Below are 24,676 nucleotides of genomic sequence, written 5' to 3'. Positions count from 1 at the left end.
CGAAATGAAAAAAGGCCATTCGATCCGCATCGAATGGCCTTTTTTGTTGCCGATGAATTACTCGGCGATCTGCAACTTGCGCGACTCGGTGTACACGTAGCGCACTTTCTCGTACTCGAACGGCGAGTTCAGCTGGCCATAGCGGAAGCTGGTCTGGTAGCGCTTGTCGACGCCACGCAGTAGCCAGACCTCAGGATGGTTGGAGCTGACCTCGGAGACGTTCAGGAAGTTGATCGCCGACTCTGCGCTGAAGTCCACCACCAGGCCGCCGGTGTCGCGGATGTTCGAAGGGCCGAGAATCGGCAACACGAAGTAGGCGCCGCTGGGTACACCGTAGAAGCCCAGCGTCTGGCCGAAGTCTTCGTTCTGGCGCGGCAGACCCATGGCGGTGGCCGGGTCCCACAGGCCGGCGATGCCGACGGTGGTGTTGAGGAGCAGGCGCGCGGTGGTTTCCATCGAGCGCTGCCCCTTGAACTGCAGCAAGCTGTTCAACAGGTTCGGCACGTCACCGAGGTTATTGAAGAAGTTGCTGACGCCGGTACGCAGGAAACTCGGCGTGATGTAGCGATAGCCATCGACCACTGGCAGGAACACCCATTGGTCGAAACGGTAGTTGAAGTGGTAGACGCGGCGGTTCCATTCTTCCAGTGGGTCGTAGACGGCCAGCGCGCTAAGCGTCGAGCGTTCGAACTCGCGCTGATCCAGCCCCGGGTTGAATTTGAGTTTGCTCAGCGGCTCCTTGAAGCCGTCACTGTCAATCACAACCGGTGCATTGGCTTTGCTGTTGTCGGCATTGGCGACGCCTGCACAGAGTAGCGCTGCGATAAGCAGGAGGTATTTAGCCACGGAAGAACTCCAGCATGGCGTCGCTGTTGACGCGGTAATTAAGGTTGCCGCAATGGCCGCCCAGTGGATAAACGGTCAAACGATCGCCAAAGGTTTTGCGCAGGAAACCGAGGTCGCCAGGGCCGAGAATCACGTCGTCGGCGTTGTGCATGACGGCGATTTTCGGGCTGTCGTGCAGGTAATCCTTGAGCGCGTACAAACTGACCTGGTCGATCAGTTGCAGCAGGCTGCCGCCGTCGGTGCGGGCGCGCCACATCGGGATGACCTGTTCGGTGAGGTAACAGTCGAAGTCGCACTGCAGCGCGCGTTTGAGGAACGGCGTGAGGCTGGTGCCTTCGGTGATCGGGTATTTTGGTGGCGTGATCAGGCCGCGACGGTTGATCAGGTCCGAGGTGAAGGCAATGTCGGCTGCCGAGAAGCGGAACGAGGTGCCGATCAGCATCGCCATCTGTTCGTTGCTCAGGTGCTGCTTGGACTGCTGGAAGTCGTAGAGCAGGGCATCGTTGAGGTCGATGTAGCCTTTCTGCTGGAAGTAGCGGGTCAGTTTGTTCAGCACCAGCTCGTAGAAAGTGGTGGTGTTGTTGATGCCCTTGACCTCGGTCTGGACGAGTTTGTCCAGGTTGGTGATCGAGGTGTAGAGATTGACCGGCGGGTTGAGCAGCAAGACTTTCTTGAAGTTGAAGCTGCGGCGGGTTTCGTCCAGGTGCGCGACGAATGCCGCGTCCAGTGCGCCCAGGCTGTAGCCGGTCAGGTAGTAATCAGTGACGGGGACTTTCGGGTTTTGTGCCCGCACAGCCTGCATCACCCGGTACATGTCTTCGGCGTCTTCCTTGGTGATGCCGGGTGTAGCGAAGCGTGAGGCGGCGCTCATGAAGTCGAAGCTGGTGGGCGACGACAGTTGCACCACGTGGTAGCCGGCCTTGTAGTAGAGCTTTTTCAGGTACTCGTTAAGGCTGCTGTCATAGCGCGCGCCGGTGCCGGAGATCAGGAAGATCAACGGTGCGGCTTTGTCCTGGGTGGCGATGCGGTAGGTGAGTGTCTTCACCGGCCAAAAGTTGTCCGGCAGGTCGAATTCACGCTCCGGGCGCAACCTGACGCTGCGGGTTTCCTGATTGATGTCGTCATCCAGCGGCAACTCCGGGCGCAAGTCCGGCGGTGTCGTGGCAATGGTCGCCTCGAACGGGTTGGTCAAGGGGTAGCCATAGCTGGCAGCGTCGATATCGACGGCCAGTGCGGACGCACTCAAAATAAGGCCGCCAAACAGGGCGGCGAAGCGCAAGGAACGGAGCATGACTAGATCCCTTAGAGAAAGGTGCCGAATGAAGTTCGCAGGCTATGACCACGGGGTTTGCGCCAAAGTGCCATGGATCGGCACCAATCAGGCCTAATTTCGGAGTAATAGTAGCTGGACGATACACTTTGCAGCTATTTCGTGGCCAATTATCTCTTACATGCGTTTGCTTACCGCTGGCGGGGGATTAAGCTGGCCGCCGTTTTCGTTTATTGGAGTGCATCATGTCCCGCCGTCTGCCTGTGATTCTGCTGCTCGTTCTCCTGCCGTTATGGCTGGCCGCCAGTTATGGCGCGCGTTATGGCTTCATGGAGGATGCTCAGTGGGTCGGCATCTGCGTGGACGAAGCGAGTCGCTGGGAATGCCAGGTTCGTTCGAGCCTGGGCCTGATGATTCACTTCAATGTCTTGGGCTTCGCGGCATTGGCGGCAGCCGTTATCGGTTTTGTGCTACCGGGCCGGGCCGGGTGGTGGTTGGCCGTGCTGGCGCTGGTGTTCGGTTTTCCGGCGTTGGCGTTGTACAACACGACTTTGGCTGTTTTTGCGGTGGTGATTGCTGGATTGCGGCTGGTCCGGGAAAACCGCGTTGCCTGATACAGAAAGATCGCAGCCTGCGGTAGCTCCTACACAGGAATACGCGTTTCCCTGTAGGAGCTGCCGCAGGCTGCGATCTGTTGATCTTGCTTGATGATCAGCCTTTGCGAACTCGCAAACTGCGCCACAACGCTGCAACCATCAACACACTCACCAGCGCCCAACCCCAGGCCTGTTGATTCTGCAACCCTTCACGATACAGCTGCGGCGCAATGCCAGCACCGACGATGAAGGTCAGCAGGGCAATCTCCCGACGCGGCACGCTCACTGGGCGACACAGATAGACCAGCGCCGGCAGGATGAATGCGACACTCGGGAAGCTGCGATAACGCGGATCGAACACCAGCTCCAGCATCGTCACCGCAGCGGCAAAACCGGCCGCGGCGAGCAACCAGCCCGCCCGACGTTCCAGCGTGTTGAACGCGCGTCCGCGCCAACCGGTGCGAGCGCTCAGGGTCAGTGCCGCATGGGCCAGCACCAACAGATTCAAAGCCGTCAGCAAAGCGACCCACAACCATTCACTGGTAAACCGCGTAGTGACACGGGCCAGGTCGCCCCAGGCGCCAATCGAGCAAGCGGCCAGCGCACCGAGCAGCGGTAGAACCAGCGCTGCGCGAGTGCTGCGTACACGGCCGCCGAGGATCAACGTGCCAAGGAAGATCAAACCACCCACCACCAGCCACTGCGTCCAGTAAGGCACGTTCGACACCGGACCGGCGAGCACACCTTTGTCCTGGCGATCGGCATCGAACAGCCCCCAGTAACCACCGACTGCACCTTCGCTGGCGCGTTTCCACGGCTGGTCGAAAGCTTCGATCAGGTTGTAATGCCAACCTTGCTGCTCCGCCATGATGACAAAAGCGCGAATGAACTTGGCTTCATTGACCCGGCTCGGCAGGGCGGTTTCACGCTGACGGCCTTCGCTGGGCCAGCCGGTTTCGCCAATCATCACGTCCTTGGGTGCGAACTTGTTGCCGAATACCTGACGTACTTCGGCCACATGCTGCAGAGCGGCGTCGATATTCGACGGGTCATCTTCCCAATACGGCAACAAATGGATGGTCAGGAAATCCACCGCCGGGGCGACTTCCGGGTGCTTGAGCCAGAACTCCCAGACGTCGGCGTAAGTGACAGGCTGTTTGACCTGGCTTTTGACTTTATTAATGAGCTTGGCCAGCTGCGCGCCAGTGACTTCCTTGCGTAACAGGGTTTCGTTGCCGACGATCACCGAGGTCACTACGTCCGCGTTGGCGTTGGCTGAGGCGATCAGCAGGTCGACTTCCTTGGCGGTGTCCACCGGGTTGCTATTGACCCAGGCGCCGATCATCAGCTTCAGCCCATGCTTGCGCGCCAGGTCGGGCAGGGCCTCGAGGCCGGTCATGGAATAGGTGCGGATGCATTCGAAGCTTTTGGCCAGCAGCGCGAGGTCGGCGTCCATGCGCTCGGGGCGCAGTTTGAACGGTTGATCGAACGGCGATTGGTCCTTGTCGAACGGGGTGTAGGAGGCGCATTGCAGCTTGTGCGTCGCACTGGCCACGTCCGGCAGCATCACCGGTTTACCGAGGCCGTACCAGAAGCCGCCGAGGGCAAAAAGCCCCAACAGGCAGGCGAATAGATAAGCAAAAAAAGGAAATCGGGATGTCGCGGGCATGGTCAGGCCGTCTGGGAGCAAAGCCGCGCATGTTACCTTCATTTGCCGCGTGCTTGGTGGCCTGCATACTTTTGACATGCAAAGTTTGGGCGGATTGGCCGGCGGGCTTCCGGTTGTCTAGATTAATGGCGTTCTGATGTCGTTTCTCGATGCCTTGAGGTCGCTGGCAGAGAAGGTCGCCATTGTCTTGAGGTTGATTATCGACGCATCAGTGCTCTCATAGATAAATCGCGCTGATGTTCGGACGAGTTTGCGGTGGGCGTGATGGGGGCGCTGTGCACCATAACAATACGTTGACGCGACTCGGCATCCGTCGAGCGCAGCACTTTCGGGGAAGTAACGATGAAGATGCGACGACTCTTGGGCGCAGGTGCCGCTTTGGTGCTGGCGATCAGTTCTACTGTAGCCAGCGCCGAAGGCAAGGCAGTGACTATCGGTTATGTCGACGGCTGGTCGGACAGTGTTGCCACGACTAACGTGGCCGCTGAAGTGATCAGGCAGAAACTCGGTTATGACGTGAAACTGCAAGCAGTCGCCACCGGGATCATGTGGCAGGGCGTGGCCACTGGCAAACTCGATGCCATGATGTCTGCGTGGCTGCCTGTGACTCATGGTGAGTACTGGACCAAGAACAAGGATCAAGTCGTCGATTACGGTCCGAACTTCAAGGACGCAAGAATTGGCCTGATCGTGCCGGAGTACGTCAAAGCTAAAAGTATTGCCGATCTGAAAACCGACGACAGCTTCAAAGGTCGCATCGTCGGCATCGACGCCGGTTCGGGCGTAATGCTCAAGTCCGAGCAGGCAATCAAGGACTACGATCTGACCGGCTATCAACTCAAGGCCAGTTCCGGTGCTGGCATGATTGCCGAGTTGACCCGTGCCGAGAAGAAAAACGAATCCATTGCCGTCACCGGTTGGGTGCCGCACTGGATGTTCGCCAAGTGGAAACTGCGCTTCCTGGACGACCCGAAAGGCGTTTATGGCGCGGCTGAAACTGTAAACAACATCGGCAGCAAAGAACTGGCCACCAAGGCTCCGGAAGTTGCCAAGTTCATGAAGAACTTCCAGTGGGCGTCGAAAGACGAAATCGGCGAAGTCATGTTGGCTATTCAGGATGGTGCCAAACCTGAAGCCGCCGCGAAGGATTGGGTGGCCAAACACCCGGAACGCGTTGCAGACTGGACTAAATGATTTGAGCTGACGCGTCTAGTCAGCACCTTACAGGGCCGCTTGGTATCACTGCCAAGCGGCCTTTTGCGTTCCTGCGTTCTTGTAGAGAGAAGATGGGTGCAAAGCAGGCTAATTATTATGTGCTGTAAAAAGGCAAAACCGTCATGTCGTTCTAATACTAAGGTCGTCTGGAACCAGTTCCGTAGCCGCATAGAGTGGATAACGTTCCAACTTCATCTGTGCTGCGAGGATAAAAACAATGAACGACAGCATTTACCTCTCGATTCAAAACAGCCCGCTCTTCAAGGAGCTGGTTAGTAAGCGAGAAAGGTTCGCCTGGATTCTTTCGGCGATCATGCTTGGGCTTTACTCCGGATTCATCCTTTTGATTGCTTATGGGCCGCATATTCTGGGGGCGAAAATCAGCCCCGAGTCTTCGATTACCTGGGGGATACCGATTGGTGTCGGGCTGATTCTCTCGGCCTTTATCCTGACTGCAATCTACGTACGACGCGCCAATGGCGAATTCGACGACCTGAACAATGCGATTCTCAAGGAGGCTCAGCAATGATCCGGCGTCTAATGGCTCTATTGAGCATCGCAGCCTTTGCACCTGGCGCCTGGGCAGGTGAAGCCCTGACCGGCGAAGTGCATAAACAACCGCTCAACGTTTCCGCGATCCTGATGTTCGTCGCGTTCGTTGGTCTGACGCTGTGCATCACCTACTGGGCCTCCAAGCGCAACAATTCGGCAGCCGACTACTATGCGGCGGGTGGCAAGATCACCGGCTTCCAGAACGGTCTGGCGATTGCCGGCGACTACATGTCGGCGGCGTCCTTCCTGGGTATTTCCGCCCTGGTGTTCACCTCTGGCTACGACGGCCTGATCTACTCGATCGGGTTCCTGGTGGGCTGGCCGATCATTCTGTTCCTGATCGCCGAGCGCCTGCGTAACCTGGGTAAATACACCTTTGCCGACGTGGCGTCCTATCGCCTTGGGCAAACCCAGATCCGCACGCTGTCCGCTTGCGGCTCGCTGGTGGTGGTGGCGTTCTACCTGATCGCGCAAATGGTTGGTGCCGGCAAGCTGATCCAGCTGCTGTTCGGTCTCGACTACTACGTCGCGGTGATCCTGGTCGGTATCCTGATGTGCATGTATGTGTTGTTCGGCGGCATGCTGGCGACCACTTGGGTGCAGATCATCAAGGCAGTGTTGCTGCTGTCCGGTGCTACGTTCATGGCACTGATGGTCATGAAGCATGTCAACTTCGACTTCAGCTTGCTGTTTTCCGAGGCGATCAAGGTTCACCCTAAAGGTGAAGCGATCATGAGCCCGGGCGGTCTGGTGAAAGATCCGGTCTCGGCATTCTCCCTTGGCCTGGCACTGATGTTCGGTACCGCTGGCCTGCCGCACATTCTGATGCGCTTCTTCACCGTGAGTGACGCGAAAGAAGCTCGCAAGAGCGTGCTGTATGCAACCGGCTTCATTGGTTACTTCTACATCCTGACGTTCATCATCGGCTTCGGCGCGATCCTGCTGGTCAGCACCAACCCTGCCTTTAAAGATGCTGCTGGCGCGCTGTTGGGCGGCAACAACATGGCGGCGGTGCACCTGGCTAACGCGGTGGGTGGCAGTATTTTCCTGGGCTTCATCTCGGCGGTGGCTTTCGCGACCATTCTGGCAGTCGTTGCCGGTCTGACTCTGGCCGGCGCTACGGCGGTGTCGCACGACCTTTACGCCAGCGTGATCAAGAAGGGCAAGGCGAACGACAAGGACGAGATCCGTGTCTCGAAAATCACCACCGTCTGCCTGGGTGTGCTGGCGATCGGTCTGGGCATTCTGTTCGAAAGCCAGAACATCGCGTTCATGGTGGGCTTGGCGTTCTCCATCGCGGCGAGCTGTAACTTCCCCGTGCTGCTGCTTTCCATGTACTGGAAGAAGCTGACCACGCGTGGTGCGATGATCGGCGGCTGGTTGGGTCTGATCAGTGCCGTTGGTTTGATGGTCCTGGGGCCAACCATTTGGGTGCAGATCCTGCATCACGAGAAGGCTATCTTCCCGTATGAGTACCCGGCGCTGTTCTCCATGGCCATTGCGTTTATCGGGATCTGGTTCTTCTCGATCACTGACAAGTCGACCGCGGCTGACAATGAGCGGGCGCTGTTCTTCCCGCAGTTTGTTCGTTCGCAGACTGGTTTGGGGGCGAGTGGGGCGGTTGCTCACTAAGGCTTCAGGCTTGGCTATATAAGCTGCGTTAAACAGAAATGCCCCGGTCGAGAGATTGGGGCATTTTTTTGTTGGGCGGTTTGATTGTGTACATATCCGTTGCTGCGGTAACGGCTGATTATGGTTTCGCTCTTACAGCGACTCACTTTTCCAAACGCCGAAAAGTAAGCAAAAGGCTTCGCCCCGGCGTACGGCACTTCGCTAAAGCTCAGTGTTCCCTCGCTACGGTGTCCATCAGGGGGCATCGCCTACGGTCTGCTTCGCGACGACCTCCTCTCGATGTGTTCGGCTTCGCCGAACGGCGCTACGCGCCTGACCCCCTGATGAACACCTACGCTCGGCCTGCCGAAGGGGCGAAAGATCAAAAGCAGGATCAACATCAAAAGCTAAAGCCAGATCAACAGCCCGCCGCTCACTGATCGTTCCCACGCGCAGCAAAGGAATGCATCCCGTGACGCTCCGCGTCACCAATGCGCAGGACTTAAGTCGTGCAGCGGAAGCGGGACGCGGAGCGTCCCCGGCGGCATTCCCGCGCGGAGCGTGGGAGCGATCAGGTTCATCGCACAAACAAAAACGGCCTCTATTTAATAGAGGCCGTTCCCGGTGCAACTCAAGACGTTATCGCAAGACAGGTCTTATTTGCGGTCTTCCAGCTTGGTGATGTCACGCGACTCGTAGCCGGTGTACAGCTGGCGCGGACGGCCAATCTTGTACGGGCTGGAGAGCATTTCTTTCCAGTGGGAGATCCAGCCGACGGTCCGCGCCAAAGCGAAGATCACGGTGAACATGCTAGTTGGAATGCCGATCGCCTTGAGGATGATCCCCGAGTAGAAGTCGACGTTCGGGTACAGCGAGCGTTCGATGAAGTACGGGTCGGTCAGGGCGATCTCTTCCAGGCGCATGGCCAGTTCGAGTTGCGGATCGTTGGTGATGCCCAGTTCTTTCAGCACTTCGTCGCAGGTCTGCTTCATGACAGTTGCGCGTGGGTCGCGGTTTTTGTAAACCCGGTGACCGAAGCCCATCAGTTTGAACGGATCGTTCTTGTCCTTGGCCTTGGCGATGTACTTGTCGATGTTCGACACATCGCCAATTTCATCGAGCATGGTCAGAACAGCTTCGTTCGCGCCGCCGTGGGCAGGGCCCCACAGTGCAGCGATGCCGGCGGCGATACAGGCGAACGGGTTGGCACCCGAAGAGCCTGCCAGGCGTACGGTGGACGTCGATGCGTTCTGCTCGTGGTCGGCATGGAGGATGAAGATCTTGTCCATGGCGTTGGCGAGCACCGGGCTGATCGGTTTGATCTCGCACGGGGTGTTGAACATCATGTGCAGGAAGTTTTCCGCGTACGTCAGGTCGTTGCGCGGGTACATCATGGGTTGCCCCATCGAGTACTTGTAAACCATCGCTGCCAGGGTCGGCATCTTGGCAACCAGACGGATCGCGGAAATTTCGCGATGCTGCGGGTTATTGATGTCCAGGGAGTCGTGGTAGAAGGCCGAGAGGGCGCCGACTACGCCGCACATGACGGCCATCGGGTGGGCGTCGCGACGGAAACCGTTGAAGAAGGTCTTCAGCTGCTCGTGAACCATGGTGTGGTTCTTCACGGTGCTGACAAACTGGGCCTTCTGTTCTGCGGTCGGCAATTCGCCGTTGAGCAGCAGATAGCAGGTTTCCAGATAGTCCGACTTTTCAGCCAACTGTTCGATCGGGTAGCCGCGGTGCAGCAGAATGCCGTTGTCACCGTCGATATAGGTGATCTTCGACTCGCAGGAAGCTGTCGACATGAAACCAGGGTCAAAGGTGAAACGGCCCGTGGCCGTCAGGCCCCGAACATCAATAACATCGGGACCAACGGTGCCGGTTAAAATGGGCAGCTCGACGGGGGCTGCGCCCTCGATGATCAACTGCGCTTTTTTGTCAGCCATGTGGCCTCCTATTTATGCTTGAAATCATCAGACAGACCCCCCACGCAGGGCCCGCACCACTATAGTGAGATAAATTCGAATGTCAATTTGCCTAAAGTCTTGCTCCAGAAGGCTTTAACCGGACTTTTTCCTCGAAATTGACTGCCATTTACGCCTTTTATACGACTTGTGCAATGAGCTATTAGGGGAAGGCGATTGCGTTGTCATTAGTAGCCTAACTGTCTATACTCGGCCTCCGACCGCCAGGGGCTTTTGGGCCTGCTTTACTGGGGGTCGCACTCCCTGGGTGGTGGGTACCTGACCAGTGCACTCCCCAACAACTTTGCCCTGATTGTTAGGGGCTCTTCAGTGTGAAAAAAAGCCGTGAATAGCCAACGACCTGTAAACCTAGACCTAAGGACCATCAAACTCCCAGTCACTGCTTACACGTCCATTCTTCACCGAATCTCCGGAATCATCCTCTTTGTCAGCCTGGCCATCATGCTTTATGCATTGGACAAGTCGCTCGACTCGGAAGAAGGCTTCGGTCAGGTGAAAGCGTGTCTGACCAGTCCGCTAGCCAAGCTAGTGACATGGGGCATCCTGTCCGCCTTGCTGTATCACTTGGTTGCCGGTGTGCGCCACTTGATGATGGACATGGGCATCGGTGAATCGCTTGAAGGCGGCAAACTGGGCTCGAAAATCGTTATCGCCGTTTCCGTGGTGGTAATCGTTCTGGCAGGAGTTTGGATATGGTAACTAACGTCACGAACCTGTCGCGTTCGGGCCTCTATGACTGGATGGCACAACGTGTGTCTGCGGTCGTTCTCGCGGCTTACTTCATTTTCCTGATCGGATACGTCGTCGCCCATCCTGGCATCGGCTACGCCCAATGGCATGAACTGTTCGCAAGCAACTGGATGCGTATTTTCAGTCTACTGGCCCTCGTTGCCCTCGGCGCTCACGCCTGGGTCGGCATGTGGACCATCGCGACCGACTACCTGACGCCAATGGCGTTCGGCAAGTCCGCGACTGCAATACGTTTCCTCTTCCAGGCGGTATGCGGCGTCGCGATGTTCGCGTACTTCGTCTGGGGTGTGCAGATTCTTTGGGGTATCTGATTCATGTCTACTACAGTTAATACGCTTTCGTTCGACGCCATCATCATTGGCGGCGGCGGCGCTGGTATGCGCGCTGCTCTGCAGCTGGCACAGGGTGGTCACAAGACTGCCGTAGTTACCAAGGTTTTCCCGACTCGTTCGCACACTGTATCCGCCCAGGGTGGCATCACCTGCGCCATCGCTTCGGCAGATCCGAACGATGACTGGCGCTGGCACATGTACGATACCGTCAAGGGTTCCGACTATATCGGTGACCAGGACGCTATCGAATACATGTGTTCCGTAGGCCCGGAAGCGGTCTTCGAACTCGAGCACATGGGCTTGCCGTTCTCCCGTACCGAACAAGGTCGCATCTATCAGCGTCCGTTCGGCGGTCAGTCGAAAGACTTCGGTAAAGGTGGCCAGGCTGCACGTACTTGCGCCGCTGCCGACCGTACCGGTCACGCACTGCTGCACACCCTGTACCAGGCCAACCTCAAGGCCGGCACCGTATTCCTCAACGAATATTACGGCGTCGACCTGGTGAAGAACGAAGATGGTGCCTTTGTCGGCATGATCGTCATCTGCATCGAAACCGGCGAAACTTCCTACGTCCGCGCTAACGCCACTGTACTGGCGACTGGCGGTGCAGGTCGTATCTACTCGTCCACCACCAATGCCCTGATCAACACCGGTGACGGCGTCGGCATGGCTCTGCGTGCTGGCGTGCCGGTACAAGACATTGAAATGTGGCAGTTCCACCCGACCGGCATCGCCGGCGCCGGTGTACTGGTTACTGAAGGTTGCCGCGGTGAAGGCGGTTACCTGATCAACAAGCACGGCGAACGTTTCATGGAGCGTTATGCTCCGAACGCCAAAGACCTTGCTGGTCGTGACGTTGTTGCTCGCTCGATGGTTAAAGAAATCATCGCCGGCAACGGTTGCGGTCCGGATGGCGACCACGTAATGCTGAAACTCGATCACCTCGGTGAAGAAGTTCTGCACAGCCGTCTGCCAGGCATCATGGAACTGTCCAAGACTTTCGCCCACGTCGATCCAGCCGTGGCGCCGATTCCAGTCGTTCCAACCTGCCACTATATGATGGGCGGCGTGCCGACCAACATTCACGGTCAGGCAATCACTCAGGATGCCGACGGCGTTGACCAGATCATCCCGGGCCTGTTTGCAGTAGGCGAAGTGGCTTGCGTATCGGTTCACGGTGCCAACCGTCTGGGCGGCAACTCGCTGCTGGACCTGGTGGTGTTCGGTCGTGCAGCCGGCCTGTTCCTGGAGCAGACCCTGAAAGAAGGCGTTGACTACACCCGCGCTCGCCAGTCCGACATCGACGCTGCCCTGGCACGTCTCGATGGCCTGAACTCGCGTACCGAAGGTGAAGACGTCGCCACCCTGCGTAAAGAGCTGCAAAGCTGCATGCAGAACTACTTCGGTGTATTCCGTACCGGCGAATACATGCAGAAGGGTATTGCCCAGCTGGCTGATCTGCGTGGCCGTATCGCCAACGTCAAGATCAACGACAAGAGCCAGGCGTTCAACACCGCTCGTATCGAAGCTCTGGAACTGCAGAACCTGCTGGAAGTGGCCGAAGCTACCGCCATCGCCGCAGAGATCCGCAAAGAGTCCCGCGGCGCTCACGCCCGTGAAGACTACGAAGATCGCGACGACGAAAACTGGCTGTGCCACACCCTGTACTTCCCGGGTGACAAGCGCGTAACCAAGCGTGCTGTGAACTTCTCGCCGAAGACTGTTCCGACTTTTGAACCTAAGATTCGGACTTATTAAGGGTGGCCGCCATGTTGCAAGTCAGTGTTTATCGCTACAACCCTGATCAGGACGCTGCGCCGTTCATGCAGGAATTTACGGTCGATACCGGTGGTAAAGACCTGATGGTGCTGGACGTGCTGGCCCTGATCAAAGAGCAGGACGAAGGTTTCTCCTATCGTCGCTCTTGCCGTGAAGGTGTTTGCGGTTCCGACGGCATGAACATCAACGGCAAAAACGGTCTGGCGTGCGTCACGCCGCTGTCCGCTGTCGTAAAAGGTAACAAGCTGATCGTTCGTCCTCTGCCAGGTTTGCCGGTAATCCGTGACCTGGTCGTCGATATGAGCATCTTCTACAAGCAATACGAAAAGGTTAAGCCATACCTGCAGAACGACACGCCGGCTCCGGCCATCGAACGTCTGCAGACCCCTGAAGAGCGTGAAAAGCTCGACGGTCTGTACGAGTGCATCCTGTGCGCTTGCTGCTCGACCTCTTGCCCGTCCTTCTGGTGGAACCCGGACAAGTTCCTGGGTCCAGCTGCTCTGCTGCAAGCGTATCGCTTCCTGGCAGACAGCCGCGACACCAAGACTGCCGAGCGTCTGGCTTCGCTGGATGACCCGTTCAGCGTATTCCGCTGCCGCGGGATCATGAACTGCGTCAACGTCTGCCCGAAAGGCCTGAACCCGACTAAGGCCATCGGTCACGTACGTAACATGCTGCTGCAAAGCGGCGTGTGATTCAGCTGCTGTAACCCGGCTGTTGTAAATGTAGTACCGCTGTACCCGTAGATGCTACGGCGCAGGCTTCAACCGGCGCCGTAGTCTTAACCTGAGCAGCAGCTTATAAGGCTGCGGCTCTTATTTTGAAGAAATGAGACAAGCAGGGGCATCCGGGCTGGTACCCGGACTATCAGCGTGATCCTAAGTGGCTTGTTTTAGTCGCTGCATTCGGACTTCTGCAAGCGTGCTCGGTGTCGACGCCGGTGGTGTTCCCCTAACCGAGGGTGACCAAGCATGCAAGAAAGCGTGATGCAGCGCATGTGGAACAGCGCCTACCTATCCGGTAGTAACGCTGCCTATGTGGAAGAGCTCTATGAGCTCTACCTGCACGACCCTAACGCTGTGCCAGAAGAGTGGCGCACCTACTTTCAGAAGTTGCCTGCTGACGGCAACACTGCCACCGATGTTTCGCACTCCACAATTCGCGATCATTTCGTCTTGCTGGCAAAGAACCAGCGCCGCGCCCAACCGGTTTCCGCCGGCAGCGTGAGCAGTGAGCACGAGAAGAAGCAAGTTGAAGTGCTGCGATTGATCCAGGCCTACCGTATGCGTGGCCACCAGGCAGCCCAGCTTGACCCGCTGGGGCTGTGGCAGCGTCCTGCACCTGCAGACCTGTCGATCAATCATTACGGCTTGACCAATGCCGATCTTGATACGACCTTCCGTGCCGGCGACCTGTTCATCGGCAAAGAGGAGGCGAGCCTACGCGAAATTCACGAAGCGTTGCAGCAGACATATTGCCGCACCATCGGCGCTGAATTTACGCATATCACCGATTCCGAGCAGCGCCAGTGGTTCCAGCAGCGTCTGGAAAGCGTGCGCGGCCGTCCGACGTACTCCGCCGACATCAAGAGCCACTTGCTCGAGCGTGTCACCGCGGGCGAAGGTCTGGAAAAATACCTGGGCACCAAATACCCGGGTACCAAGCGTTTCGGTCTGGAAGGCGGCGAGAGCCTGATTCCGATGCTCGACGAGCTGATCCAGCGTTCCGGTTCCTACGGCACCAAGGAAATCGTTATCGGCATGGCCCACCGTGGTCGTCTGAACGTGCTGGTCAACACCTTCGGCAAGAACCCGCGCGAGCTGTTCGACGAGTTTGAAGGCAAGAAGAAGGTCGAGCTGGGTTCCGGTGACGTTAAGTATCACCAGGGCTTCTCGTCCAACGTGATGACCACCGGCGGTGAAGTTCACCTGGCGATGGCGTTCAACCCGTCCCACCTGGAAATCGTATCTCCAGTGGTCGAGGGTTCGGTTCGCGCCCGTCAGGATCGTCGTAACGACCCTACCGGCGAGAAGGTTCTGCCGATCTCCATCCACGGTGACGCGGCATTCGCCGGTCAAGGTGTGGTCATGGAAACCTTCCAGATGTCGCAGACCCGCGGTTTCAAGACCGGCGGCACCGTGCACATCGTGATCAACAACCAGGTCGGTTTCACCATCAGCAACCCGCTGGACTCGCGCTCCACCGAGTACGCGACCGACGTTGCGAAGATGATCCAGGCGCCGATCCTCCATGTGAATGGTGATGATCCGGAAGCCGTGTTGTTCGTGACCCAGCTGGCCATCGACTACCGCATGCAGTTCAAGCGTGACGTGGTGATCGACCTGGTCTGCTACCGTCGTCGTGGCCACAACGAGGCCGACGAGCCAAGCGGCACCCAGCCAATCATGTATCAGCAGATCACCAAACAGCGCACCACCCGTGAGCTGTATGCCGATCGTCTGACTCAAGGCGGTGTGCTGGACGCAGAGCGTGTTCAGGCGAAAGTCGACGAATACCGCAATGCGCTGGACAACGGTCTGCATGTTGTAAAAAGCCTGGTCAAAGAGCCGAACAAAGAGTTGTTCGTGGACTGGCGTCCGTATCTGGGCCACGCCTGGACCGCGCGTCACGACACTCGCTTCGATCTGAAAACCTTGCAGGAACTGTCCGCCAAGCTGCTGGAAATTCCGGAAGGCTTCGTGGTTCAGCGCCAGGTCTCGAAAATCTACGAAGACCGTCAGAAAATGCAAGCCGGCGGCCTGCCGATCAACTGGGGTTACGCCGAAACCATGGCGTACGCGACCCTGGCGTTCGAAGGTCACCCGATTCGCATGACGGGTCAGGACATCGGTCGCGGTACGTTCTCGCACCGTCACGCTGTCTTGCACAACCAGAAAGACGCGGGCACCTACGTCCCGCTGCAAAACCTGTACAAGGGCCAGCCACGTTTCGACCTGTACGATTCGTTCCTGTCCGAAGAAGCCGTGCTGGCGTTCGAATACGGTTACTCGACCACCACGCCTGAGGCGCTGGTGATCTGGGAAGCCCAGTTCGGCGACTTCGCCAACGGTGCCCAGGTGGTTATCGACCAGTTCATCACCAGTGGTGAGCACAAGTGGGGCCGTCTCTGCGGTCTGACCATGCTGCTGCCGCACGGTTATGAAGGTCAGGGTCCGGAGCACTCTTCGGCTCGTCTGGAGCGTTACCTGCAACTGTGCGCCGAGCACAACATTCAGGTAGCCGTACCGACTACGCCGGCTCAGATCTACCACTTGCTGCGTCGTCAGGTGATTCGCCCGCTGCGCAAGCCATTGATCGTTCTGACTCCGAAGTCGCTGTTGCGTCACAAACTGGCCATCTCGACCCTGGAAGATCTGGCCGAAGGTTCGTTCCAGACCGTTATCCCGGAAATCGATACCCTGGACCCGAAAAAGGTCGAGCGCGTTGTTCTGTGTAGCGGCAAGGTCTACTACGACCTGCTGGAAAAACGCCGTGCCGAAGGTCGTGATGACATCGCCATCGTGCGTATCGAGCAGCTGTATCCATTCCCTGAGGACGACTTGAACGAAGTCCTGGCTCCGTACACCAACCTCAAACATATCGTTTGGTGTCAGGAAGAGCCGATGAACCAGGGTGCCTGGTACTGCAGCCAACACCACATGCGCCGCATCGTTGGCAATCACAACAAAGCACTCTTTCTCGAGTACGCCGGTCGTGATGCTTCCGCTGCACCTGCTTGTGGTTATGCATCGATGCACGCTGAGCAGCAGGAAAAACTGCTGCAAGACGCCTTTACTGTTTAACGCCTTCGCGCACCTGAAACCGAATTTAAGGACCCACAGATAATGGCTATCGAAATCAAAGCCCCCACTTTCCCGGAATCGGTTGCCGATGGCACCGTTGCCACCTGGCACAAAAAGCCGGGCGACGCCGTCAAGCGCGATGACCTGATCGTCGACATCGAAACTGACAAAGTCGTACTGGAAGTGTTGGCCACCGCTGATGGCGTGCTGGGCGCTATCGTCAAGAACGAAGGCGACACCGTTCTGTCCGACGAAGTCCTGGGCTCCATCGAAGCGGGCGGCGCTGCTGCCGCTCCAGCTGCTGCCGTTGCTCCGGCCGCTGCACAAGCTGCTGCTCCAGCCGCTGAAGGCGAAGATGATCCTGTTGCTGCACCGGCTGCTCGCAAGCTGGCTGAAGAAAACGGTATCAACATCGCTTCCGTTGCCGGCACTGGCAAAGGCGGTCGTGTGACCAAGGAAGACGTTGTTGCCGCTGTAGCTGCCAAGAAAGCCGCTCCGGCTGCCGCGCCTGCCAAGGCTGCTGCTCCTGCCGCTGCTGCTCCAGTGTTCGCTGCCGGCGATCGCATCGAGAAGCGCGTACCGATGACCCGCGTGCGGGCCACCGTCGCCAAGCGTCTGGTTGAAGCTCAATCGAACATGGCGATGCTGACCACTTTCAACGAAGTCGACATGACAGAAGTCATGGCCCTGCGTTCGAAGTACAAGGACCTGTTCGAGAAGTCCCACAACGGCGTGCGCCTGGGCTTCATGTCGTTCTTCGTCAAGGCTGCCACCGAAGCGCTGAAACGCTTCCCGGCTGTCAACGCGTCGATCGACGGTGCTGACATCGTTTATCACGGCTACGCTGACGTCGGTGTTGCTGTTTCCAGCGACCGCGGTCTGGTTGTTCCGGTTCTGCGTAACGCCGAACTGATGAGCCTGGCTGAAATCGAAGGCGGCATCGCCACCTTCGGCAAGAAGGCTCGTGACGGCAAACTGTCGATGGACGAGATGACCGGCGGTACGTTCACCATCACCAACGGTGGTACTTTCGGTTCGATGATGTCGACGCCGATCGTCAACCCGCCGCAAGCGGCCATCCTGGGCATGCACAACATTCTGCAGCGTCCTATGGCGATCAACGGTCAGGTTGTTATCCGTCCGATGATGTACCTCGCTCTGTCCTACGATCACCGTCTGATCGATGGCAAAGAAGCTGTGACCTTCCTGGTTACCATCAAGAACCTGCTGGAAGACCCGGCTCGTTTGCTGCTGGATATCTGATTTCGTTGCACGGGCCGTCCAGTGATGGACGGCCCTCCTGTAATGACCAGCTTCGTCCCACGACGGTCCTCAAAAGGGGCCGTCCGGTTTGATTCGAGAAGGAATGACACATGACTCAGAAATTCGACGTGGTAGTGATTGGCGCGGGCCCTGGCGGCTACGTGGCTGCCATTAAAGCAGCGCAACTGGGCCTCTCCACTGCCTGCATCGAGAAATACACCGACAAGGAAGGCAAACTGGCCCTCGGCGGTACTTGCCTGAACGTCGGCTGCATTCCATCCAAGGCGCTGCTGGACAGCTCCTGGAAATACAAGGAAGCCAAAGAAGGCTTCGCGATCCACGGTATCAATCACGCTGGCGTGACCATGGACGTGGCCGCAATGGTTGGCCGTAAAGCCAACATCGTCAAAGGCCTGACCTCTGGCGTTGCCACCCTGTTCAAGGCGAACGGCGTCACTTCCCTGCAAGGCCACGGCAAACTGCTGGCCGGCAAGAAAGTCGAGCTGACCAAGCCAGACGGCACCGTCGAAATCATCGAAGCCGAGAACGTGATTCTGGCTTCGGGCTCGCGTCCGATCGACATTCCACCGGCTCCGGTTGACCAGAACGTGATCGTCGATTCGACGGGTGCACTGGAATTCCAATCGGTTCCAAAACGTCTGGGCGTGATCGGCGCTGGCGTGATCGGTCTGGAACTGGGTTCGGTCTGGTCCCGTCTGGGTTCCGAAGTGGTTGTTCTGGAAGCGCTGGAGAAGTTCCTGCCAGCTGCTGACGACGCCGTTTCCAAAGAAGCCTACAAAACCCTGACCAAACAAGGTCTGGACATCAAGCTGGGCGCTCGCGTCACCGGTTCCAAAGTGAACGGCAACGAAGTTGTCGTGAACTACACCGATGCCAATGGCGAACAGAACATCACGTTCGACAAGCTGATCGTTGCCGTTGGTCGCCGTCCGGTGACCACCGAGCTGCTGGCAGCTGACAGCGGTGTGAACATCGACGAACGTGGCTTCGTTTTCGTTGACGACCAGTGCGCCACCAGCGTTCCGGGCGTTTTCGCGATCGGCGACGTGGTTCGCGGCATGATGCTGGCGCACAAGGCGTCCGAAGAAGGCATCATGGTGGTTGAGCGCATCAAGGGCCACAAAGCCCAAATCAACTATGACCTGATCCCGTCTGTTATTTATACTCACCCGGAAATCGCGTGGGTCGGCAAAACCGAGCAGGTCTTGAAGGCTGAAGGCGTTGAAGTTAACGTTGGCACCTTCCCGTTCGCAGCCAGTGGCCGTGCCATGGCAGCCAACGATACCGGCGGTTTCGTGAAAGTCATCGCTGATGCCAAGACTGACCGCGTATTGGGCGTCCACGTGATTGGCCCGAGCGCTGCAGAACTGGTTCAGCAGGGCGCGATCGGTATGGAATTCGGCACCAGCGCTGAAGACCTGGGCATGATGGTTTTCTCCCATCCGACCCTGTCCGAAGCCTTGCACGAAGCAGCTTTGGCTGTGAATGGCGGCGCCATCCACATTGCCAACCGCAAGAAGCGTTAAGACAAGACAATAAGAAACCACGGCGGAAGGCCCGTCGTGAGCCTTGCGTGCAAGACTCACCGCGGAATGTCCGCCGGACGCAGCCTTGCGTAGTCTCACCGGTTATCCGGAACACCTACGCAAGCAGCAGTCACAGGTGGTGCGGCACTTGAACAAGTGCAGCACCGAATGCGCAGTACCTAACGAAGACGGTAATAAGCATGAATCTTCACGAGTATCAGGGTAAGCAGCTGTTCGCTGAATACGGCCTGCCAGTATCCCAGGGTTTCGCCGTAGACACCCCGGAAGCAGCAGCAGAAGCGTGCGACAAAATCGGCGGGACCGAATGGGTTGTCAAAGCCCAGGTTCACGCAGGTGGTCGCGGTAAAGCGGGCGGCGTTAAGCTGGTTCGCAGCAAAGAAGACGCCAAAGCATTCGCTCAACAGTGGTTGGGCAAGCGTCTGGTGACTTACCAGACTGATGCCAATGGTCAGCCAGTCACCAAGATCCTGGTTGAATCGTGCACTGATATCGCTAAAGAGCTGTACCTGGGCGCTGTCGTTGACCGTTCGAGCCGTCGCATCGTGTTCATGGCTTCCACCGAAGGTGGCGTGGACATCGAGAAAATCGCTCACGACACCCCTGAGAAAATCCTCAAGGCCACTATCGATCCACTGGTTGGCGCTCAGCCATTCCAGGGTCGCGAACTGGCATTCCAGCTGGGTCTGGAAGGCAAGCAAGTTGCTCAGTTCGCCAAGATCTTCGTAGGCCTGGCCAAGCTGTTCAAGGATCACGACCTGGCTCTGCTGGAAGTGAACCCGCTGGTGATCAAGGCTGACGGCGATCTGCATTGCCTCGACGCCAAGATCAACATCGACGCCAACGCCATGTACCGTCAGCCTAAGCTGAAGACTTTCCACGATCCGTCGCAAGACGATCCGCGCGAAGCGCACGCTGCCAAGTTCGAACTGAACTACGTAGCGCTGGAAGGCAACATCGGTTGCATGGTCAACGGTGCTGGCCTGGCCATGGGTACCATGGACATCGTCAACCTGCATGGCGGCAAACCAGCCAACTTCCTCGACGTGGGCGGCGGTGCTACCAAAGAACGCGTTACCGAAGCGTTCAAGATCATCCTGTCCGACACTAACGTCGCTGCAGTATTGGTCAACATCTTCGGCGGCATCGTTCGTTGCGACATGATTGCCGAAGGCATCATCGGCGCTGTGAAAGAAGTCGGCGTGAAAATCCCGGTTGTTGTTCGCCTTGAAGGCAACAACGCTGAGCTGGGCGCTAAAGTACTGGCAGAAAGCGGTTTGAACATCATCGCTGCTACCAGCCTGACCGACGCTGCTCAACAAGTTGTCAAAGCTGCGGAGGGCAAATAATGAGCGTCCTGATCAATAAAGACACCAAAGTTATCTGCCAGGGTATTACCGGTTCGCAAGGTAGTTTCCACACCCAGCAAGCCATCGAGTACGGCACCAAGATGGTCGGTGGCGTAACTCCGGGTAAAGGCGGCACCGAGCACCTGGGTCTGCCAGTGTTCAACACCGTGAAAGATGCTGTAGCTGCCACTGGCGCCACCGCCAGCGTGATCTACGTTCCAGCTCCTTTCTGCAAGGACTCCATCCTGGAAGCAGCATTCGGCGGCATCAAGCTGATCGTTTGCATCACTGAAGGCATTCCTACCCTGGATATGCTGGATGCCAAGGTCAAGTGCGACGAGCTGGGCGTAGTCCTGATCGGTCCTAACTGCCCAGGCGTGATCACTCCAGGCGAATGCAAGATCGGCATCATGCCAGGTCACATTCACTTGCCAGGCAAGGTCGGTATCGTTTCCCGTTCCGGCACCCTGACCTACGAAGCTGTTAAGCAGACTACTGACGCCGGTTTCGGTCAGTCGACTTGCGTCGGCATCGGCGGTGACCCGATCCCGGGTTCGAACTTCATCGACATCCTGAAGCTGTTCCAGGAAGACCCGAAGACCGAAGCGATCGTTATGATCGGTGAGATCGGCGGTTCGGCTGAAGAAGAAGCGGCTGCCTACATCAAGGCACACGTGACCAAGCCGGTTGTTTCCTACATCGCTGGTGTGACTGCCCCTGCGGGCAAGCGCATGGGCCATGCTGGCGCAATCATCTCTGGCGGCAAAGGCACTGCAGACGAGAAGTTTGCTGCCCTGGAAGACGCAGGCGTTAAAACCGTGCGTTCGCTGGCAGACATCGGCAAGGCTTTGTCCGAGCTGACCGGTTGGGCGATCAAGTAAGCCTCGCGCTTATCTGACGCTTCACCAAACAAAGGCCACCTTCGGGTGGCCTTTGTCGTTGTGGTGAGGGGATTTATCCCCGTTCGGCTGCGTAGCAGTCGTCAAGTCAGCAATGCGGTGTGCCCTGATGTACTGCATGTGATTTGGGGCTCGCTTCGCGACCCAACGGGGATAAATCCCCTCACCACGGGGTTCTGTGCAAGTAAATTAGATATGTAAACGCGACACGGAAATGTCGCGTATCGGATAGATCGCACCCTAACAGTGCGTTTGTCGGGCAAATTCGTTAGGCTAGCAGCCATTTTTGCGTCCGCGGCCCACAAGGTAGCTACGCGCTAAACGGGTCAGTCCTATACGGACCGACAGCATTTCCCTCACCCCTCAGGGAAATCCCTCTCTAAATTCCGATTCAGTAGTGTGGTATTTCCTTAATGAAAGTGTTGAAAGGCCAGGACATCCTGGCACTTGGTTTTATGACATTTGCCCTGTTTGTCGGGGCTGGCAACATCATCTTCCCGCCTATCGTCGGTTTGCAGTCCGGTCCAAACGTCTGGATGGCAGCGCTGGGCTTTCTGATCACCGCGGTCGGTTTGCCGGTGATCACCGTTGTCGCCCTGGCCAAGGTCGGTGGCGCCATGGATGCCTTGAGCAGCCCGATCGGGAAAGTCGCCGGTGGCCTGCTGGCGGCCGCGTGCTACCTCGCTGTCGGCCCGCTGTTCGCGACACCGCGCACCGCCACCGTGTCATTCGAAGTCGGCTTGGCGCCACTGACTGGCGAGAGCCCGCTGGCGCTGTTCCTCTACAGCTCGGTGTACTTCCTGCTGGTGTTTTTCATCTCGCTCTATCCGGGCCGGCTGCTGGATACCGTAGGACGTTTCCTTGCACCGCTGAAGATCATCGCCCTGGCCGCGCTCGGCATCGCAGCGTTTGCATTGCCGGCCGGTGATGTTGGCGTTGCCACCCCGGAATACGTGGCAGCACCGTTCTCCCAAGGCTTCATCAATGGTTACCTGACCATGGATACCCTGGGCGCGCTCGTGTTTGGCATTGTCATCGTCAACGCGATCCGCTCCCGTGGCGTCGAGTCGCCGGTGTTGATTACCCGTTACGCGATCATCGCCGGGCTGATTGCCGGCGTGGGTCTGGCGCTGGTTTACGTCAGCCTGTTCCGGCTCGGTTCGGGCAGCCATGAAGTGGCCGCGGGTGCCACCAACGGCGCGGCGGTGTTGCACGCTTACGTGCAACACACCTTCGGCTCTCTGGGCAGCGGTTTTCTGGCGGTGCTGATCTCCCTGGCCTGTCTGGTGACGGCGGTGGGTCTGACCTGCGCCTGCGCCGAATACTTCAGCCGTGTGCTGCCGCTTTCCTACAAGACGTTGGTCATCATCCTGGCCGCATTCTCCCTGCTGGTGTCCAACCTGGGCCTCACCAAGCTGATTGCGTTCTCGATCCCGGTGCTGACCGCGATCTACCCGCCGTGCATTGCCCTGGTCGCCCTGAGCTTCTGCAAGGACTTCTGGCATGAGCAGGGCCGAATCGTCGGTCCGGTGATGCTGGTGTCGTTCATCTTCGGTTTGATCGACGCCCTCAAGGGCGCGGGTCTGGCAGACTGGATGCCGACTCAGTTGTCCCACCTGCCGCTGAGCGAGCAAGGCCTGGCCTGGCTGGTGCCGTCGGTCATGACCCTGGTCGTCGCGGTGGTTTGCGATCGCCTGCTGGGCAAACGCGAAGAAGCACTGGCTTAAGCCGCTTCATGGCCCGTCACAAGCGGGTCGTGAACACACATGGAAATGCCCCGTATCAATCGATACGGGGCATTTTTTTTGGAGGTGGTGCAGTGTCTTTTTCCTTGAGCTAACGTCGAAGCAGTGCCAAGACCTAATGGGGGAGCGAGCCTGCTCGCGATAGCGGTAGATCAGTCAACATATGTGTTGAATGTAAATCCGTCATCGCGAGCAGGCTCGCTCCCACAGGAATTATGTACTCCGCATCTACATCACAAGGACCTGCATGTCGTTCATCCACGCCAACATGATCCACATCCTCGCCGCGCTCTGGTTCGCCATCTGCTGGGGCGGTTACACCCGGTATGCGACGTGGAAGGGCCGCGACACCGCGTGCCTGGCCAGCGTGCTGCACCTTTATCGCGAAGACTGGATGCGCCGCATGCTGTTGCGCGACAACCGCATCGCTGACGCCAGCGTGATCGGTAACCTGGAGCGCAACGCCTCGTTCTTCGCCTCCAGCACACTGATTATCCTGGCCGGCATTCTCACGGTGCTCGGAGCCTCCGAAAGGGCAGTATCGTTATTGGCGGATATCCCGATGGTGCAGCAGGCCTCTCAAGGGATGTCGGAGATCAAGTTGCTGTGCCTGGCGCTGGTCTTTGTCTATGCGTTCTTTACGTTCAGCTGGTGCATGCGCCAGTACAACTTTGCGGCCATTCTGGTGGGCTCGGCGCCTATGGTCGGTGAGCGTCACGTTTCCGAACAAGAGCGCAAAGCCTTTGCTGCCCGGGCGGCCCGCGTCATTTCCATGGCTGCCAACCAGTTCAACTTCGGACTGCGCTCCTACTACTTCGGCATGACCATGCTGGCCTGGTTCGTCAGCCCGTGGTTGTTCATGTTGATGAGTGCCGGCGTGGTGCTGGTGTTGTATCGCCGGGAGTTTCATTCCGACGTTCTCGACGTGATGGTCTATACACCTACAGAGGCGCCATTGCCCGAGGCGATTAAAGAGGCTGTTTGATGAGTATTCCGTTCTGGTGTGTGTTTATCAGTGCCTTGCTGATTTTTGTGGCAAAAATTCCCGTGGCCAAGGCGATGAATGACCAGGGCGGTTATGACAACCATCTGCCACGTCAGCAACAGGCGCAACTGACAGGCTTTGGTGCGCGTGCGTTGGCGGCTCATCAAAACTGTTTTGAGGCGTTCATTCTGTTCGCGGTGGGAGTGTTGATGGCGCACACCACGCAGACAGCGGGGTGGCTGATCGACTTGCTGGCAATCATCTTCGTGATTACGAGAATCATTTATTTGCTGTGCTATTGGGTTGATCTGGCCTGGCAGCGGAGCCTGGTATGGTCCGTCGGACTAGTGTGTTCGTTGCTGTTGATGATTAGTCCGACTTTTAAAACTATTTTGCTGTAAGGCCTGCTTTGCAAACAAAAAAAGGCAAAAGAAAACCCGCACTTGGCGGGTTTTCTTTATC

20 protein-coding genes are annotated in these 24,676 nt (G+C 57.7%); 16 read left to right on the top strand and 4 right to left on the bottom strand.

Translation table 11 applies throughout. The features are described 5' to 3' along the window. Positions 1-57 precede the first annotated feature (57 nt). Both ACA059_RS23275 and ACA059_RS23270 read right to left on the bottom strand, forming a co-directional pair. Positions 58-846, bottom strand: a complete 789-nt coding sequence (locus ACA059_RS23275; protein WP_497631145.1) for an MlaA family lipoprotein — start codon at positions 844-846, stop codon at positions 58-60. Further along, positions 839-2,137: a serine/threonine protein kinase gene (locus ACA059_RS23270; protein ID WP_497631144.1), complete on the bottom strand. Its 1,299-nt coding sequence runs from the start codon at positions 2,135-2,137 to the stop codon at positions 839-841. The genes ACA059_RS23275 and ACA059_RS23270 overlap by 8 nt, the downstream gene beginning before the upstream one ends. Positions 2,138-2,361: 224 nt before the next feature. Here ACA059_RS23270 and ACA059_RS23265 point away from each other — a divergent pair, with 224 nt between their 5' ends. Continuing rightward, complete coding sequence (locus ACA059_RS23265; RefSeq protein ID WP_046054321.1) at positions 2,362-2,730, top strand: hypothetical protein; 369 nt, start codon at positions 2,362-2,364, stop codon at positions 2,728-2,730. A gap of 97 nt (positions 2,731-2,827) precedes the next feature. Here ACA059_RS23265 and ACA059_RS23260 read toward each other — a convergent pair whose 3' ends face one another. Then, the gene (locus tag ACA059_RS23260; RefSeq protein WP_497631143.1) at positions 2,828-4,423 is read right to left on the bottom strand and encodes a glycoside hydrolase family 17 protein; all 1,596 of its coding nucleotides are present in this window, start codon (positions 4,421-4,423) and stop codon (positions 2,828-2,830) included. Between the two features lie 300 nt (positions 4,424-4,723). Here ACA059_RS23260 and ACA059_RS23255 point away from each other — a divergent pair, with 300 nt between their 5' ends. The 3 genes from ACA059_RS23255 (at position 4,724) to ACA059_RS23245 (ending at position 7,780) form a co-directional block, all read left to right on the top strand. Beyond that, entirely contained in the window at positions 4,724-5,575 is an 852-nt protein-coding gene (locus ACA059_RS23255; protein WP_056745045.1) for a glycine betaine ABC transporter substrate-binding protein, read from the top strand. A 238-nt stretch (positions 5,576-5,813) separates the two neighbouring features. Continuing rightward, positions 5,814-6,125 (top strand): DUF485 domain-containing protein, encoded by a 312-nt coding sequence (locus ACA059_RS23250; protein ID WP_129442278.1) that lies wholly within the window; start codon positions 5,814-5,816, stop codon positions 6,123-6,125. Then, positions 6,122-7,780 (top strand): cation acetate symporter, encoded by a 1,659-nt coding sequence (locus tag ACA059_RS23245; RefSeq protein ID WP_008148582.1) that lies wholly within the window; start codon positions 6,122-6,124, stop codon positions 7,778-7,780. Before ACA059_RS23250 ends, ACA059_RS23245 begins: the two co-directional genes overlap by 4 nt. 635 nt (positions 7,781-8,415) lie before the next feature. Here ACA059_RS23245 and gltA read toward each other — a convergent pair. After that, on the bottom strand, positions 8,416-9,705 hold the full coding sequence (gene gltA / locus ACA059_RS23240; protein ID WP_008148584.1) for a citrate synthase: 1,290 nt from the start codon (positions 9,703-9,705) through the stop codon (positions 8,416-8,418). Between the two features lie 363 nt (positions 9,706-10,068). Here gltA and sdhC point away from each other — a divergent pair, with 363 nt between their 5' ends. The 12 genes from sdhC to ACA059_RS23180 all read left to right on the top strand — a co-directional run bounded on the left by sdhC (position 10,069) and on the right by ACA059_RS23180 (position 24,615). Next, on the top strand, positions 10,069-10,443 hold the full coding sequence (gene sdhC / locus ACA059_RS23235) for a succinate dehydrogenase, cytochrome b556 subunit (protein WP_033053500.1): 375 nt from the start codon (positions 10,069-10,071) through the stop codon (positions 10,441-10,443). Next, positions 10,437-10,805, top strand: coding sequence for a succinate dehydrogenase, hydrophobic membrane anchor protein (gene sdhD, locus ACA059_RS23230; protein WP_027922414.1), 369 nt, complete (start codon positions 10,437-10,439; stop codon positions 10,803-10,805). The genes sdhC and sdhD overlap by 7 nt, the downstream gene beginning before the upstream one ends. A 3-nt stretch (positions 10,806-10,808) precedes the next feature. Continuing rightward, positions 10,809-12,584, top strand: a complete 1,776-nt coding sequence (gene sdhA / locus ACA059_RS23225) for a succinate dehydrogenase flavoprotein subunit (protein ID WP_129442284.1) — start codon at positions 10,809-10,811, stop codon at positions 12,582-12,584. An 11-nt stretch (positions 12,585-12,595) separates the two neighbouring features. After that, the gene (locus ACA059_RS23220) at positions 12,596-13,300 is read left to right on the top strand and encodes a succinate dehydrogenase iron-sulfur subunit (protein WP_056743991.1); all 705 of its coding nucleotides are present in this window, start codon (positions 12,596-12,598) and stop codon (positions 13,298-13,300) included. A gap of 276 nt (positions 13,301-13,576) precedes the next feature. Beyond that, a complete protein-coding gene (locus ACA059_RS23215; protein WP_347805982.1) occupies positions 13,577-16,408 on the top strand; it encodes a 2-oxoglutarate dehydrogenase E1 component in 2,832 nt (943 codons plus the stop codon). Positions 16,409-16,450: 42 nt separating this feature from the next. Next, positions 16,451-17,671, top strand: coding sequence for a 2-oxoglutarate dehydrogenase complex dihydrolipoyllysine-residue succinyltransferase (gene odhB / locus ACA059_RS23210; RefSeq protein ID WP_497631142.1), 1,221 nt, complete (start codon positions 16,451-16,453; stop codon positions 17,669-17,671). A gap of 110 nt (positions 17,672-17,781) precedes the next feature. Next, positions 17,782-19,218, top strand: a complete 1,437-nt coding sequence (lpdA, locus tag ACA059_RS23205; RefSeq protein WP_131062223.1) for a dihydrolipoyl dehydrogenase — start codon at positions 17,782-17,784, stop codon at positions 19,216-19,218. Positions 19,219-19,418: 200 nt separating this feature from the next. Next, a complete protein-coding gene (sucC, locus tag ACA059_RS23200; protein WP_008148602.1) occupies positions 19,419-20,585 on the top strand; it encodes an ADP-forming succinate--CoA ligase subunit beta in 1,167 nt (388 codons plus the stop codon). Further along, positions 20,585-21,466 carry a succinate--CoA ligase subunit alpha gene (sucD, locus tag ACA059_RS23195; RefSeq protein WP_008148605.1) on the top strand — a complete coding sequence of 294 codons (882 nt, stop codon included), beginning with the start codon at positions 20,585-20,587 and terminating at the stop codon, positions 21,464-21,466. The genes sucC and sucD overlap by 1 nt, the downstream gene beginning before the upstream one ends. A gap of 431 nt (positions 21,467-21,897) precedes the next feature. Beyond that, positions 21,898-23,211: a branched-chain amino acid transport system II carrier protein gene (gene brnQ / locus ACA059_RS23190; RefSeq protein ID WP_129442292.1), complete on the top strand. Its 1,314-nt coding sequence runs from the start codon at positions 21,898-21,900 to the stop codon at positions 23,209-23,211. Between the two features lie 265 nt (positions 23,212-23,476). Beyond that, positions 23,477-24,214 (top strand): DUF599 domain-containing protein, encoded by a 738-nt coding sequence (locus tag ACA059_RS23185; protein ID WP_008148609.1) that lies wholly within the window; start codon positions 23,477-23,479, stop codon positions 24,212-24,214. Next, positions 24,214-24,615, top strand: coding sequence for an MAPEG family protein (locus ACA059_RS23180; protein WP_497631141.1), 402 nt, complete (start codon positions 24,214-24,216; stop codon positions 24,613-24,615). The genes ACA059_RS23185 and ACA059_RS23180 overlap by 1 nt, the downstream gene beginning before the upstream one ends. The last annotated feature ends 61 nt before the right edge of the window (positions 24,616-24,676 follow it).

This window comes from Pseudomonas sp. LBUM1647 (assembly GCF_059716175.1).
Note: the sequence above shows the minus strand (reverse complement) of the source record. Positions and strands in the feature narration are given on the sequence as shown.

Bases quoted from the DNA above. Each gene is read 5' to 3' on its own strand.
- brnQ (WP_129442292.1), top strand. From the start codon at position 21,898: ATGAAAGTGTTGAAAGGCCAGGACATCCTGGCACTTGGTTTTATGACA.
- lpdA (WP_131062223.1), top strand. From the start codon at position 17,782: ATGACTCAGAAATTCGACGTGGTAGTGATTGGCGCGGGCCCTGGCGGC.
- ACA059_RS23250 (WP_129442278.1), top strand. From the start codon at position 5,814: ATGAACGACAGCATTTACCTCTCGATTCAAAACAGCCCGCTCTTCAAG.
- ACA059_RS23265 (WP_046054321.1), top strand. From the start codon at position 2,362: ATGTCCCGCCGTCTGCCTGTGATTCTGCTGCTCGTTCTCCTGCCGTTA.
- ACA059_RS23180 (WP_497631141.1), top strand. From the start codon at position 24,214: ATGAGTATTCCGTTCTGGTGTGTGTTTATCAGTGCCTTGCTGATTTTT.
- ACA059_RS23260 (WP_497631143.1), bottom strand. From the start codon at position 4,423: ATGAAGGTAACATGCGCGGCTTTGCTCCCAGACGGCCTGACCATGCCC.
- ACA059_RS23220 (WP_056743991.1), top strand. From the start codon at position 12,596: ATGTTGCAAGTCAGTGTTTATCGCTACAACCCTGATCAGGACGCTGCG.
- sucC (WP_008148602.1), top strand. From the start codon at position 19,419: ATGAATCTTCACGAGTATCAGGGTAAGCAGCTGTTCGCTGAATACGGC.
- ACA059_RS23270 (WP_497631144.1), bottom strand. From the start codon at position 2,137: ATGCTCCGTTCCTTGCGCTTCGCCGCCCTGTTTGGCGGCCTTATTTTG.
- ACA059_RS23255 (WP_056745045.1), top strand. From the start codon at position 4,724: ATGAAGATGCGACGACTCTTGGGCGCAGGTGCCGCTTTGGTGCTGGCG.
- ACA059_RS23185 (WP_008148609.1), top strand. From the start codon at position 23,477: ATGTCGTTCATCCACGCCAACATGATCCACATCCTCGCCGCGCTCTGG.
- sdhD (WP_027922414.1), top strand. From the start codon at position 10,437: ATGGTAACTAACGTCACGAACCTGTCGCGTTCGGGCCTCTATGACTGG.
- ACA059_RS23245 (WP_008148582.1), top strand. From the start codon at position 6,122: ATGATCCGGCGTCTAATGGCTCTATTGAGCATCGCAGCCTTTGCACCT.
- ACA059_RS23215 (WP_347805982.1), top strand. From the start codon at position 13,577: ATGCAAGAAAGCGTGATGCAGCGCATGTGGAACAGCGCCTACCTATCC.
- sucD (WP_008148605.1), top strand. From the start codon at position 20,585: ATGAGCGTCCTGATCAATAAAGACACCAAAGTTATCTGCCAGGGTATT.
- odhB (WP_497631142.1), top strand. From the start codon at position 16,451: ATGGCTATCGAAATCAAAGCCCCCACTTTCCCGGAATCGGTTGCCGAT.
- gltA (WP_008148584.1), bottom strand. From the start codon at position 9,705: ATGGCTGACAAAAAAGCGCAGTTGATCATCGAGGGCGCAGCCCCCGTC.
- sdhA (WP_129442284.1), top strand. From the start codon at position 10,809: ATGTCTACTACAGTTAATACGCTTTCGTTCGACGCCATCATCATTGGC.